Here is a 14,225-nt window from a genome sequence, read left to right as displayed (position 1 = left end):
TCCTTCGCCTACGGGAAGAAGGAAAAGCACAAACGGCCATGGCCACGGTTCGGAATCCGCATTTACATGATTTATGCAAGACTGGAGGTGAAGTTTTTACCTACGAGAATTCAATTTACGTGGTCGGTGATCGGGTTAATTGCAATCTGTATTGCACGTATCTGTGTGTGGATTGCGGAGAAGGGCTTTAAGTGCTGCAATTATATCCTTTGTAGCGTGTTTCGTGGGTGCGGTTAGTCTTGCAACTTTATCGGTTAAGCCACCCTTTGTATGCGCCTTGTAGACGGCATGCGTGCTGGTAGATGCCCCTGTTGATTCGATTGCAAGACTTATTGCACCAGCTATGCCGCAGGGATCGCATGTGTTAAGTCTCGCTATGGGGTTGTCTCGCCTTCCGGGCATCTACTTGTATGTTCCTGCGCGCTCCTACAAAGCCACGAGTCCTGGCTTCATGACCACATCCTCGGGTGCTATGCGCCCGATTCCCAGCCCGACGAACAGGTCTTCCGGGAGCACTTGGCTGGTCAGCTGGTACGGCGAGGCGCCGCCCACCACGGGCCTGCCGTACGAGTTCACATGCGAGCAAACCACGGCCAGCTTGCGCGCCGTCAGGTTCTGGAACGAAGTGCCCTTCGGCAGGATTTTGCGCAGCTCCACGTGGTTCTTCTCGCAGCGGCCTTTCTGCCCCGATTCCATCGGGTCGCAGTAGTACACGCGGCAGCGCTTCCCCTTCCCTTTGCAGGATTTCTCGAGCGCGAGGAAATCGAGGAACTCCGAGCCGTGATCGGTCAGGATGGTCCCGAACCACTTCTTGAACGCCCTCGGCCCGATCAGCCCTTCCACCATGTCCAGGGCCTTCGCGACCTCTGCTTGGTTCTTCGCCTGCAGGTAGAGCATGAGCTGGAAGCTGAAGCGGCGGAACAGCAGCGTGAGGATCGCCTTGTCGCACCCCTTCGCCGACACCACGCAGTCCATCTCCACCGCGTTCATCTGCTCCTCGGGAGGCAGCTTCTGGAAGTCCTCGTAGGTCCTCCCCTCCAGATCGTGCCTGGGCACGGGCAGGGCGTCTTTCTCCTTGCGGACCTTGAACACGACCTTCTTTGGGAGGTCCAGGTTCACGATGCTGTCGAAGACGCCCATCTCTACGTAGTTGTAGAACGTCCTCAGGGAGATGGGCAGCTTCTCTTTGTGGTTCGACCAGATATGCTCGGGGCTTTGCCCCTTCTTCAGCATCGGCCGGACGAAGTCGGCCATCTCCACGAGCTGCTCCCTGGTGCAGTCGATGCCGGCCCTCGGCTCGGTCTTGCGTTTCATGGCCGTCTCGTGCGCCAGCTTGCCGTCGTAGAAGCGGTACTCGTAGCCGCACCCCCATGCCGTAGCGTTTCCTGCAGTCGTTGCAGACGTAGGGCGGTTTCGTGAGCCACGGGCAAAGGTTCGCTTGAACTCCGGGCACACTTGGTTGCAGAGGCTTTTCTTGCACGTCCTGCACGGCATGATGCACCCGTTGCCGCAGATCGCCGACAGCTTGCAGGCGTCCTTCCTCAGGCAGATGTTCCTAGTCTCCACCACGAGGAACGAGGGGCTCTCCTTCACGGCGTTCCTCTGGATCTCTTGCCTCACCGTTGACGGCTCGACCCCCAGCTTACTCGCGATGTCAGGGATGCTCGTCGAATCCCTGAGCCGCTCCTCGATGAAAATCCTGTCGCCCTGGGTCAGGTGCCCCCTCTCTTTCTTGGGCATGCTGCTCACCTCCTTCCCTGCCCGGAAAGCTATGGGAGGAGGATACAGACGAAGTAGCGGTGGGACAACATCCTGTCGAGAGTGCTAAGGATGTGGATGCAGGACTAAATGCACGCCCGGCGCATCTCAGATAGCAATTAAGGGGATTTATGATTCTGATCGAGCGTGGATGCAAGCCGCAGAATGAAAAGCGCTCCCATTGCGTGGCTGAACCAGTCTAGTCCTTGTTCAGTGCGCGTAGGAGCCGTTTTGCTCATATAAGCGCCGTGTGTATTCGCCGTCAGGTTCCAACGAGCAAACGTTTCTGCCAACGCGCTGAACGGAAACGTTCTTAGGGAACGCCCCTCCCCTTCCTATAATGGGCCTACAGGGTGGCAGTCGACGATCTTTCGGGGAGGTACCTTATGAATCGCGAGGAGTTCATGGCTCTGGAATCACCGAAGAAGGCGGAGGAACTCAACGTCTTCATCGAGGCGGGGATGAGCCAGAAGGAGGCCATGGCGCAGATCGGGGTCAGTCTGAAGGATCTCGTAGCGGCGCAGGTGTTCTTCTCCAAGGGCGAGGGCAGGTTCGTGGCAAACGCCGTCGGCGGCTTCTCCAACTTCCACAGCGATACCACCGCGGAAGCCGCGAAGTAGGCCTCAGTCATAGAAAGAAGGCGCGCAGGAGAGCCGCAGCATCGCGACTATCCTGCGCGCGGCAAGACATGCCGCCCCAGCCCAGCTCGGCGGCAATGCATGTGCAAAGCCGCACACCTAGCAGCGCACCCCGCTCGATTCCGCCTCGTCGCCCTTCTTGACCAGGCTTTCCACGAAATCCGTGATCATGGCGGCAGACTGCCCGCACACGAAGATGCGCTCCCTGCCGTCGACCGCCACTTCCCGGACGATCCCCGCCCGAGCCAGCTGCCTGATGGCCTCGTTGGTGGCGCCGTAGCTCTTCCCGATCAGCTCGGCGGCGCGTATGGTGGAGAGCCCGGGGTTTCCCAAAAGCAGGTCCAGCAGCTTGTCCAGTGCCGAATGGGCCGGTATGCGCAGGTTCTGCGACCTCCACCTCGCGCTCAGCTTCTCCGCTTCGGCCAAGAACGAGTCCGCCACGACCACCGACAGGTACGTGTTCTGCGCATTGTAGACCGCCCAGTGCTCCCTTAGGTCCTCCCCCTTTCCCGGCGAGCGGTCGACGCGGGAGGAGTCCTTCAGCTTCCGACGGTATTCCCTCCCGATGGAGGCGCCCCAGCATATGGGCGCCATGTAGCCGTTCGCGAAAAGGCCGCGTCTGAACATGGGCATGAAGGCCAGGATCAGCCCCGTCCGGTCGATCATCGTGTCGAACGGAACGATCCTCTCGAAAGCCCAATGGATGATGGACGCTTGCCCGAGCGGCGAGTACGCCTCGCTGCTCGCGAAAGCGCAGAGGTCGCTGACCTCCAAAGGGATGGCGGTGGGGTCGGATCCTTTCTTGTGCGGCAGGAAGTTGCTCCTGAAACCATGGTAGCGGTTGTCGCCCGTCTTCCCGCTCAAGAGGATCTCGTGAAGGTGCAGAACGGTTTCCATGGTGATGGCGGCGTCCTGCCTGCTCACAGCAGAAGCCCACTCTATGGCCTGCATATAGTGAATAGCCTGCAGGGCGGCGTTCAGGCAGTTGTCGGGGAACCGAAACTCCGGCCTCTGCGTGCGTATGCCCTGCTCGGCATCGCCACGGTACTTCCAGTTCGACAGATCGAACGCGGTGATCAGGGGAACGGCCGGAAGCGTCATGTCATGCGACATGCGGATGGCGAAGATGGCATCGATGGCCAGCAGCGTGTCCTGCATGTACTTCGCGCTGGGGCTATGCGCGAGCCGTTCGCCGAACCGTATCAGCTCGGCCTCCGCCTTGTAGAACTCTGCCTGAGTCAAGGCCGAATAAGAGTAGCCGGAGTATCCCATCTCACCCCTGTCCTTCCCCTGAAAGCTCCCGGCCGGAAATCACCCGTTCTCGCCCCCGCGCTGGCGAACGGCTTTCGCGTCCGCCGACCTTTCCGACTGGCGCGCCGTATTCCGAGAATTCTCCGTTCATTTTAGCACCTGGCCATTCAGGGACGCTCCATCCTTCGCAATGGCGGGAATCCGCAAAATTCGGGCCATGCGATACTCCCGGATATTCTAAAAGCAGAAACTACCTTGCGAACCCCCTCCCGCGCTCACTAGCCTAGAGGCAAGCGGGTTGCGCCAACGGGCGCGAGCGCGTTCTTTCGAGCGAGCAGCAATGCGAAAGGGGGCACGATGTCAAGGGAATCGGTAGTCGAGAAACTAGGCGAGCGTCACGAGGGGGTCGATTACTTCTACACCACCTGCCACAACAACGGCTGTTGGGATGCCACCTGCCTGATCAAGTGCAGCGTTAAGGATGACAAAATCGTCGCCATCGAGCCCGACGACTCGGTGAACCCGGGCGTCGCCCGCGAGGACGACGACGAGAACGCCGTCCAGACCGGCATGCTCCAGGCTCGCGCCTGCCCCATGGGCCATGCGTGGCGCCAGGAGCTCTACTCGGAGAACCGCCTGCTGTACCCCATGAAGCGCGTGGGCGGGAAAGGCTCCGGCAAGGGTCGTTTCGAGCGCATCTCCTGGGACGAGGCGCTCGACACCATCGCGGGCAAGATGAAGCAGATGGCCGAGGAGAACCCCGACCATCCCTGGCTGTACTACTGCTACTACGTGGCGTTCGAGAGCTCCGACTTCCCGTTCGCCTCCTACATGCCGGGCACCATCACCGGCTGGGGCGACCACTCGACCTCCGGCAGCGCTGCCGCTGAGGACTTCCATCTGGGCGTGCGCCTCACCGACTGCCTCATCAAGGGAACGTCCGACGCATTCCCCGGCTTCGAGGCTCCCGATCTGCTGAACTCCAAGCTCGTGGTGCTGTGGGGCTTCGATCCCATGGTGTCCTGGTTCGGACATGTGCCCTACTACATGAAGCTGGCCCAGGAGCGCGGCTGCAAGTTCATCCTGATCGACCCGGTGTACAACGTGAGCGCCGAGGCCCTGGGCGCCCAGTGGATACCCATCCGCCCCGGAACCGACACGGCGTTCGGCCTGGCGGTGGCCTACGTGCTCTACACCGAGGACCTCTACGACCACGAGTACGTGGCGCAGTGGGTGGAGCCCGATGGCTTCGAGGAGTGGCGCAAGTACGTCGTCGGCGAGGTGGACGGCGTTGCTCACACTCCTGAATGGGCCGAGCCGATCACGGGCATCCCGGCCGAGACCATCGGGGCCTTCGCCCGCTACTACGCGTCCATGAAGCCCGTCCACCTGCAGCAGATGTACGGCGTGTCCAAGCGCAACCTGGGCGACTACGCCGCCGCCGTGGCCATGCTCCTGCAGGCCATGACCGGCAACCTGTCCATTCCCGGCGGCTGCGAGGGCGGCGGTGCCAACCTGGTGACCCAGCCCCGCCTCTTCGCGCCCGTGCCCGACACCGGCCAGATCAAGGGCGACGTGGTGAACCCCATCACCAATAACAACAACAAGGTGACCGAGGTCATGCACTGCCAGAAGCTCTACGCTGCCGGCGAGATCACCGAGGACGAGTTCCGCCGCCGCATCGGCTGCCCGGCCGACAGCCCGCTGCCGAACCTGAAGATGGCCATCATCCCGAACAACTACATCAACAACCAGCATCATGTGTCCAAGCGCATGCAGGGCTTCGCGGACATGGAGTTCTCCTGGGGTTGGCAGTACTTCCACGACCAGCCCTCCATCGAGTTCCTCGACATCGTGCTGCCCTCCCCCGTCATCCAGTTCGAGTCCACGGACATGCACTTCTTCGGCATCAACCGCTTCTGGAACTCGCCGTCCGGCATGATGAACTACTTCCTGTTCGCCGGCAAGGGCGTGAACCCCCCCGGCGAGGTCCGTTCGAAGGACTGGGTCTGGATGGAGCTGGCCCGCCGCCTCGGCTTCGCCGACAAGTACTGCCCGAAGATGCTCGACGTGACCGACTGGCGCGACTGGGACGAGCAGATCATCGAGCGCATCTACAAGCCGGCCTACGAGAAGTGGGCCGAGGACGAGAACGGCCTTCTGGGCTACTACGAGGTCGAGCCGCCCTCGTGGGAGGAGTTCCAGAAGCTGCCCATCGTCCGCGTTCCCGGCGAGCCCGGCGAGTGGTTCTACCCCTTCAAGAACACGGTCGAATGGGGCCGCTCCCCCTTCAAGACGCCGTCCGGCAAGATAGAGTTCGAGAGCTCCTTCGTGAAGGGCAACGACCTGACGAAGACCCGCTACGGCGGGCAGATGGACGCCTACCCGCGCTGGCAGCCCACCTACCAGGACCTGCCCGCGAACGACAGCTACTACCACCCGTGGACGAAGAACTTCCCGCTGTCCATGGTCACGCCGGTGTCCACGTACCGCCAGCACTCGTCCAACGACCAGAATCCCTGGCTCAAGGGCGACTGCTACGAGCATATGGTGCGCATGTCCCCCGCCGACGCCGCCGACCGCGGCATCAAGACGGGCGACCGCGTGCTGGTGTACAACCAGTTCGGCGAGGTGGAGATCACCGCGTACGTCTCGTCGAAGCTGCTGCCCGGCACCGTGTCCATCGGGCATGGCGAATGGTCCAAGTTCGACAACGTCAGGAAGTCCAAGCTCATGCCCTACGGCATCGACGAAGCCGGCAACTGCAACCTCCTCATAGGCGACACGCACCTGCCGCACGTGGTGGGCGCGCTGCTGACGGCCGGCCTCGTGGAGATCAGGAAGGTGGGAGAATAACATGGCCCAGTACGGATTCTTCTTCGACCAGGGACGCTGCTACGGCTGCAAGGCCTGCTCGGTGGCCTGCAAGGACTGGTACGACATCGCCCCCGGCCCCGAGAAGTGGATGAGCGTCTACATGTGGGAGAAAAACGCGTTCCCGCTCACGTCCATCGGCATCCTGGCCTTCAGCTGCGGGCATTGCGACAACCCCGTGTGCGTTGGCGCCTGCGAGCATGATGCGATCTTCAAGGAGGAAAAGTACGGGGCCGTGCTGGTTGACCAGGACAAGTGCCAGGGCGACCGCAACTGCTTCCAGGCCTGCCCCTACGGTGCGCCGAAGTTCGCGAGCGACGAGCCCGGCACCAAGATGAGCAAATGCACCCTGTGCATCGACCGCTTGGAGAAGGGCCAGCTGCCCCTGTGCGTGGCCTCCTGCCCGATGCGCGCCCTGGACTTCGGCCCCATCGACGAGCTGGTGGAGAAGTACGGCGACGTGCGCCAGATAGAGACCATGCCCGACCCCGAGCTGACCATGCCCAACTGGGTCGCCAAGGCGAACCCGCCCAAGGAGCAGCTCGTTCCCTACGATGCGGAAAAGGCCGTCCAGCTCACCAAGCGCCGCACCGCCACCGACGACGTGTACGCGGGCGACTGCGTCAGCGTCACGGAGTTCGGCGCCGACGTCATGTGCATCCGCGAGCTGCGCATGAAGAACGCCACCGTGGCCGAGGTCATGGCCGCCACGTCGAGCGACCAGGGATAGCGTCAGCGAGCCATCATCGCGGGATGCACGGCGACCGGAACTCATGCGCCGCGCATCCCGCCTCTTGCCGAATGCATGCGATAGGGGGAACCCATGGAATCGGTCTTTCATCATGCAGGGATCTACTGCCGCGATATCGAGGAGTCCATAACGTTCTACGAGGACGTGCTCGGCTGCAGGCTGCTGTTCAGGTCGGACGCTTTGGAGGGCGACAAGCCGCTCAAGATGGCATGGGCCATGAGGGGGGATCTTGTCTTCGAGCTGCTGGAATGCGGGGACAAGCGCACGTGCGAGGCCGCCGCGAACTGCCTTAACCACGTGGCGCTGCGCGTGGACGACATGGACGGCTTCGTCGCGCATCTGGGCGAGAAGGGCGTCGCCGTCGAGGCGGGCCCGTTCGACCCGCCCTTGGAGTTCGACCGTCCCCTGGCAGGCGACGCCGCCGACGTCTTCGCCGTCTGCGGCGAAGGGGGTGCGCAGCTTAAGATCATGTTCTTCCGCGGCCCCGGAGGGGAGCGTTTCGAAGCCGTGCAGGATAACCTAAGGGCACTGTAGGCCGAAAGGGCAGCAAAGGTCCAACCCGCTCTCGTTTCCAGGCTTTTCGCAACGAGGAGACGAAAAAATGCCGAAGGTATCGCCTTTTTAGCGAAGGGCCTGGGTTCGTGCATGCGAAACACCAAAGGAGGAGGTGCCTTATGAGCACCAGCAAGAAATACGGGAACTGGGCGCTGATCGCCGTCGTCATGCTCCTGTTCGGAACGGCTATCGCAACGATCCAGTTCAAGGTTCCCGTCGTCATGGGCGACATCATGGCGAACATGGGCATGGATGCGAACTCCGCTTCATGGCTCATGTCCATCTTCACGTTCGTGGGCATTATCCTGGCGCTTCCCACGGGCGCGCTCGCGAAGAGGTTCGGCCCGAAGACCATGCTGCTCGCCGCTGCCGCGATCATCGCAGCCGGCTCGTTGCTGGGCGCCTTCGCGGGCAACGGCATGGTTCTCATCGTCTCCCGCGCCATCGAGGGCGTGGCGTTCATCTTCGTGACCATCTGCGGCCCCCTGGCCGTGCAGAAGTACGTCGCCCCCGACAAGATCGGCTCCGCGACGGGCATCTGGGCGCTCTGGGTCTGCCTCGGCTCGGTGGTCGGCGGCGTGCTGACCCCCACGCTGTACGCTTCAACCGGTTTCGTGGGCGTGTGGGTGATCTATGCCGCCGCGGCCGTGGTGTTCGCCATCGTGGTCGCCGTGATCGTCAAGAACCCCAGCGAGGCGCTCGAGGGGGCCGCGGACGCTCCCACGGAGGGGAAGGTGGGTTACGGCGAGCTCGTGAAGCCGAACATCCTGCTGTTCTTCGCCGCCTTCCTCGTCTTCAACATGACGCTGATGGCCGTGCTGAGCTTCGGCCCCACCTTCATGCAGCAGCAGGGCGTCGACCCGACGCTGTCCGGCTTCATCAGCACGCTTCCCATGCTGCTCGCCGTCATATCGTCCCCACTGTTCGGCGCCTTGTCCGACAAGCTGGGCCGCTGCAAGCCGCTGTACCTGGCCGCAATGCTCGTCATGGGACCCTGCACGCTGCTCCTGCTCACCCAGACCGGCCCTCTGATGTGGGTCGGCGCCATCGTCATGGGCCTCGTGGGCTTGGGCGGACCGGTCATGTGCCTGACGTCGTACATCAACGTTCTGGGCCGCCCGGAGCTCATGTCCATCGGCATGGGCGTGCTCATGCTGGTGCAGAGCCTCGGCCAGTTCCTGGGCACCTGGCTGGTCCCCCTGCTGCTCGGGCCCGACGTATCCTCGTGGATGCTCACCGGCATCGTGATGTGCGTGATCGGCTTCGCCGGCACCGCAGCGCTTGCCCTGTGCAAGTTCAGGTAGGGACGGCAACGGAAAGCCAACGTTCAAGGCCGGGCGCCGTCCGCAAAGCGCGGCGGTGCCCGGGTAGGGCTCGAAAAGGAGTGGTAGCCATGTGCTTCAGACCAGCCGATGCGTCGGCAGACGCAAGCTCGAGCAAATGCCCCGAGTGCGGCCAGGATATCCAAGTGCTAAGCGGCATCGCCTTGAAGAGGTGCCCGCACTGCCGATGCGATCTTGTCCCCTATTTGAAGGGAGAGAAGCCGGTTCCCGCAGCCCCGGCTGCCCCGAAGCCGCCTGCCTCCCCCTCGGCCCCGAAGGCCCCCAACGTCCCGAAGGCCTAAGCGGCGCAATCGCACCGGAACCGCCCCTTTCCTTCTTGCCCTCGGGCCGCCAGCAACGCGACTTAGAGTTACTCTAACGTAGTGGGAAGGGCCGTGCATGTCGGTTCTGCAACGGAAACGGCGGGTCCCTGCCGCGAGCGCCTATGCTGGCCGCATGGACGGCGAGGCGCGGAAAGGCAGGCGATGCCATGAACATAGGGTACGCATCGAAGACGCTCGGGCTTCCCGAGGGGCGCATGCGCTCCCTGGTCATGCGGAACGCGAGCGGCGAGCGGCTGGCAGAGGCCATCGGCGCCAATTTGTCGGCGCTGGAGGCGGTCGTCCGCTACTGCGGAGCCAACGGCATCCGGCTCTTCCGCATAGGCTCGGACGTCATCCCGTTCGGGGCGAGCCCGGCGAACCGCCTGGACTGGGCGCATGCGTTCGGGGAACGGCTCGCGGCCATCGGGGAGCTGGCCGCCGAGAACAGGGTGCGCCTCAGCATGCACCCGGGGCAGTACACGGTGCTGAACTCCCCCGACGACGATGTCGTGCGCCGCGCCGTGGCGGACCTGGCCTACCACGCGGCCTTCCTCGACGCGCTGGGCACCGGCGCCGAGGCCAAGGTCGTCCTGCACGTGGGCGGCGCCTACGGCGACAAGAAAACCGCCTTGAGGCGCTTCGTCGCACACTGCCGCGAACTGGATGCGGGCGTGCGACGACGGCTGGTCGTCGAGAACGACGACCGCCTGTTCACGGCCGAGGACGCGCTGGCGGCGAGCGCGGCCTGCGGTATCCCGATGGTGTTCGACGTGCTCCACCATCGGCTGAACCACGACCCTGGCGGCCGGGGAGAGCTCGAGCTCCTCGATGCGGCGGCGCGTACCTGGGGGCCGCAGGACGGACCGCAGAAGGTGCACTACGCGCAGCAGGCGCCGGGCAGAAGGCACGGCAGCCACACCGACACGATAGGCCTTGACGGGTTCCTTGCTTTCTCCGCGTCGCTCGAAGGGCGGGCGCCCGACGTGATGCTGGAGGTGAAGGACAAGAACGCGTCGGCGTTGAAGTGCCTGAACGTCCTCGACGAGCACGGCACGGCGGCAGCGCTCGAACGGGCGTGGGCGACGTGCAAGTACAGCGTGCTCGAGCGCGACCAGGCGACGTACCAGCAGGTGAGGAACCTGCTGAAGGACAAGGATGCCTATCCGGTGCAGGAGTTCTACCGCCTGGTCGACGGCGCCCTCGCCCTTCAGCCCACACGGGGCGGCGGGCGCAACGCGGCGCAGCACGTGTGGGGCTACGTGTCGGGGCTCGCCACCGCCCGCGAGCGCGCGTCGTTCGCGCAGCTCATGGAACGCTACGAGCACGGGCAGGCGGACCTCGGCGCGGTGAAGCGGCGGCTGGAGAAGCTGGCCGCCCGCTACGGGCAGGGGTACCTGCTGCATTCGTATTATTTCGATCTCTGAGCGGCGCCTGCAGAAGACGATAGCCCGTGTTAGAGCAACTCTGATACGGGCTATCCGACAGCCCTTCTCGCCTGTTCCTAGACGGCCGTGCTCGCGGCGTCCTCGCCGTGGGCGACGGCATCCTTCGCAGGCGCCTCCAGCCGCACGAGCGCGAGCAGCCCCGTGCCCACGAGGCCCAGGACGAGCGCGAAGGCGCCGGCGGCGGCCCATCCCCCGGCGCCGAGCACCGCGGGTACGAGGGAAGAGCCGAGGAACTGGCCCAGGCTCTGCGTGAGCACGAGGAATCCCATGGCGATAGGCATGGCATCCTTGTTCTCCACCACCGACGGGTACACGATCAGGAACATCGTGGGGGCGCCGAGCCCCACCATGCCCATGACGAGCGCGGCCGCCCAGAGGGCGGGGCCGGCCGTGGTGAGCAGCGCGAACGCGCAGGGACCCATGACCAGCATGGATGCCACCATAAGCGCCTTGAGCCGGCCGGTCTTGTCAGCCAGCACGCCGAACAGCGGCGAGCTGGCCACCGCGACGAGCATGGGCAGCGTGCTGGCGAACCCGGCGAGCGTCGCGTCCATGCCCTCGCCCTGCAAAAACGTCGGGCTGAAAGACAAGAACGAGATGAGCACCATGTTGAACATGAGGAACCCGCCGAGTACCAGCAACACGTTACGGCTGAACAGGCCTTTCATGCTCATCTTCTCGCGAGGCGCGCCATCTTGCGGCCGCAGGACGCTCTCGAGGAAGCGCCCTCCGCCAACCGGTCGCACGAACAGCAGCATGAGCCCGCCCGCCACGAGCGCGATGCCTGCCATGACGCACCATGTTCCCTGGAAACCGATCGCCCCGAACACGGTCGGCGTGAGCACCCCGCCGACGAACGACCCGAGCGAGAACCACAGCGCCCAGATGCCGCTCGCGAAGCCCACCTTTTCGGGTGCAACGTAGGCCCTGATGGCAAGCGGTGCGCTCACGCCGCAGAACACGAGCGCCACGCCTTCGACGGCCCGCGACAGCACGAGGACGGCGGCTGAGGTAGCCAGCGTCCCCACAGCCGTGCCGATCACCATGACGACGACGGCGGCCACCATCATGTTCTTGGCGCCGAAGCGCCGCGCCAGGAAGCCCGTGGGAAGAGACAGGAAGATGCCCGCCAGCGTGAACACCGACATGAGCATGGAGGCGGAGCCCACGTCCATATCGAACTGCTCCATGATGGCCGGCATGATGGAGGGCACCTTGAACTGCCCGAGCGCCACGGCGATGCCTGCCAGCACGAGCAGCACCGACACGAGCACGTGGTTCTGGTACGTGGAGCGAGGACGAGCGCTGGTATCCACGAAATACTCCCTTCGCCGCAGGGGATGCGCCCCGCGGATCGTCGTAGTTGAAAAAGGCTCCCCGGATCTCGCCGGGGAGCCCATAGTGCGGCGCCGAGGTGGCTGGCGCCAAACGCGGTGGGAAGTCCTACAGTCCCAGCATGCCGCAGATGAACGGCACCCAGAGCACCATGCACACGCAGAAGATGATGGCGGGGATCACGCCGGCCTTGAACATGTCGCCGAACGTGTAGTACCCCTCGCCGTACGTGACGATGAGCGTCGGGTTCACCGGCAAGAGGAAGTTGCCGGCCACGATGAAGGCGAGCAGCATCGTGGGGATGGCCGGGGAGACGCCGAGCGTCGTGCAGATGCCGATGAGGATGGGCAAAAACAGGCTGATGATGGCCGCGCCCACCGGGGCGATGGTGTGCAGCAGGTAGATGAACGCAACGGTGATCAGCAGGAACACCGTGAAGTTCAGGTCGGCCACGCCGCTGCTCATGAACAGGTTCGTGACGAACTTGTCGGCGCCCGAGGCGCTGAAGATGTTGCCGAGGGAGAGCACCGAGCCCATCATGAGGATGATGGTCCAGGGCACCTGCTTGCTGAACTCGTCCCACGTGAGCAGGTTCAGGCCGGGGAACATCATGATGGCCAGGCCGATGATGGCCACGGTCGTGACGTTCAGCAGCGGAACCCACGTGCCGAGGATCCACAGCACGGGCAGCGCGAGGATCATGACGAGCGCGCGCACCTCGAAGCCCGTGGGCTTGCCGGCGTCCTCGGCCGCTTGGCGCAGGCTGTCGTAGGCGCTCGAGTCGAGCTGCTCGGGCTTGAGGATCTTCACGATGGAGAACCAGCACAGCGGGATGCACAGGATGGCGATGGGCAGGCCCACGATGATCCAGTTCAGGAAGCTGATGGTCTGGCCGGTGGCGCCGGTGAGCACGCCCATGGCCACCATGTTGAACGAGCTGCCGGCCGGCGTGACCACGCCGCCGATGACGGCCGCGATGGGGATGGCGATCATCATGCACTTGCCGAGCCGCGACTTGCCGGGCTGGGCGCCGGCCGCCTTGAGCACGACGTAGGAAATGCCCATGAACAGCACCGCGGCGGGCACGTCGGACATGATGGTGGAGATGAGGCACGTGCCGATCATGAACGCGAGGATGAGCTTCTCGGAGCTCTCCCCCGTCAGCTTGAACAGCTTGGCCACGAGGCGCACGCCCCACTGCGTCTTGAGCAGCAGCGCCGGCAGCGCGAAGATGGCGATGACGTAGAACACCACCGACACGCCGAACCCGCTGAACACGGCCTTGTAGTCGGTCGCGCCCATGACCACGGCTATGACGAGGGCCAGAATGCCCGTCACGCCCACGGAGAACGAGCCGCATACCCACAGCGACACGGCGAACAAGAGCGATGCGATGGCCATGATGCCCTGGTGGGACAGGTCGGGCGACTCGGGCACGAACGATGCTACCACGAGGATGGCCACGGCTATGACGATGCCCAATCCCCTCTTGTTCAGGAACCCCTCTTTGCTGAAGAACTTCGTTAACGCTTCTTGTGCCATTTGTCTCTCCTCCTTAAAGAAAGAACGTGGCAGATCCCCTGTAGAAGCCGCGCCTCCCGCCTCCTTCCCCCGAGCGCGGCCGCGTCGTGTTATATCGGGCTCGCATCCGCCAACGTCGCGCATGCGAGCCCCCGCGGGCGGCGGCCCCGCCAAGGGCGGGCCGCCGTTCCCAGGCTCTTCTTCCAGGGACCGGCCGCAGTCGGCTGGCCCCTGGTTCGTCGGCTACTCTGCCCGGTACAGCTCGACCGGGCCCATGTTGCGGTCCTCGGCGGCCGTCGAGGCCTCCAGCACGCGGGTGAGGTAGCCCTCGGCCTCCGCGTACACGCGCCACTCGGCGGCGCCCACCTGGTGGAACCAGAAGTCGCCGAACTCGTCGGCCTCGGCCGCCAGCACCTCGCCCGTGGCCAGGTTCTCGGCCGTGACCCTCGCGC

At 64.1% G+C, this 14,225-nt stretch carries 11 protein-coding genes; 6 read left to right on the top strand and 5 right to left on the bottom strand.

Annotated elements, in window-relative coordinates:
* Window positions 1-426: 426 nt before the first annotated feature.
* Window positions 427-1,740 (bottom strand): IS30 family transposase, encoded by a 1,314-nt coding sequence (locus LB310_RS15215; protein ID WP_301155343.1) that lies wholly within the window; start codon window positions 1,738-1,740, stop codon window positions 427-429.
* A gap of 371 nt (window positions 1,741-2,111) precedes the next feature.
* On the opposite strand from LB310_RS15215, the gene LB310_RS15210 reads away from it, so the two are divergent.
* Window positions 2,112-2,378 carry a hypothetical protein gene (locus tag LB310_RS15210; protein WP_301155342.1) on the top strand — a complete coding sequence of 89 codons (267 nt, stop codon included), beginning with the start codon at window positions 2,112-2,114 and terminating at the stop codon, window positions 2,376-2,378.
* A gap of 117 nt (window positions 2,379-2,495) precedes the next feature.
* Here the strand turns inward: LB310_RS15210 and LB310_RS15205 are convergent, their stop codons facing one another.
* Window positions 2,496-3,668 carry a winged helix-turn-helix transcriptional regulator gene (locus LB310_RS15205; RefSeq protein ID WP_301155341.1) on the bottom strand — a complete coding sequence of 391 codons (1,173 nt, stop codon included), beginning with the start codon at window positions 3,666-3,668 and terminating at the stop codon, window positions 2,496-2,498.
* 336 nt (window positions 3,669-4,004) lie between these two features.
* Between LB310_RS15205 and LB310_RS15200 the strand changes: the two genes are divergently transcribed.
* From LB310_RS15200 to uvsE, 5 genes are all read left to right on the top strand, one after another.
* The gene (locus tag LB310_RS15200; RefSeq protein ID WP_301155340.1) at window positions 4,005-6,503 is read left to right on the top strand and encodes a molybdopterin-dependent oxidoreductase; all 2,499 of its coding nucleotides are present in this window, start codon (window positions 4,005-4,007) and stop codon (window positions 6,501-6,503) included.
* 1 nt (window position 6,504) lies between these two features.
* Complete coding sequence (locus LB310_RS15195; RefSeq protein WP_301155339.1) at window positions 6,505-7,251, top strand: 4Fe-4S dicluster domain-containing protein; 747 nt, start codon at window positions 6,505-6,507, stop codon at window positions 7,249-7,251.
* Between the two features lie 93 nt (window positions 7,252-7,344).
* Window positions 7,345-7,806 (top strand): VOC family protein, encoded by a 462-nt coding sequence (locus LB310_RS15190; RefSeq protein ID WP_301155338.1) that lies wholly within the window; start codon window positions 7,345-7,347, stop codon window positions 7,804-7,806.
* A gap of 140 nt (window positions 7,807-7,946) precedes the next feature.
* Window positions 7,947-9,131, top strand: coding sequence for a CynX/NimT family MFS transporter (locus LB310_RS15185; protein WP_301155337.1), 1,185 nt, complete (start codon window positions 7,947-7,949; stop codon window positions 9,129-9,131).
* Between the two features lie 463 nt (window positions 9,132-9,594).
* On the top strand, window positions 9,595-10,896 hold the full coding sequence (gene uvsE, locus LB310_RS15180; protein WP_301155336.1) for a UV DNA damage repair endonuclease UvsE: 1,302 nt from the start codon (window positions 9,595-9,597) through the stop codon (window positions 10,894-10,896).
* Between the two features lie 77 nt (window positions 10,897-10,973).
* Here the strand turns inward: uvsE and LB310_RS15175 are convergent, their stop codons facing one another.
* The 3 genes from LB310_RS15175 to LB310_RS15165 all read right to left on the bottom strand — a co-directional run.
* Window positions 10,974-12,233, bottom strand: a complete 1,260-nt coding sequence (locus LB310_RS15175) for a CynX/NimT family MFS transporter (RefSeq protein ID WP_301155335.1) — start codon at window positions 12,231-12,233, stop codon at window positions 10,974-10,976.
* A gap of 127 nt (window positions 12,234-12,360) precedes the next feature.
* Complete coding sequence (locus LB310_RS15170; RefSeq protein ID WP_301155334.1) at window positions 12,361-13,794, bottom strand: SLC13 family permease; 1,434 nt, start codon at window positions 13,792-13,794, stop codon at window positions 12,361-12,363.
* Between the two features lie 222 nt (window positions 13,795-14,016).
* Window positions 14,017-14,225 (bottom strand): carboxypeptidase-like regulatory domain-containing protein (locus LB310_RS15165; RefSeq protein WP_301155333.1); only part of this gene is annotated, 209 nt, incomplete at its 5' end.

Source organism: Gordonibacter sp. RACS_AR49 (genome assembly GCF_030418435.1).
GTDB lineage: Bacteria > Actinomycetota > Coriobacteriia > Coriobacteriales > Eggerthellaceae > Gordonibacter > Gordonibacter urolithinfaciens.
This window is presented reverse-complemented; position numbering and strand designations above follow the sequence as displayed.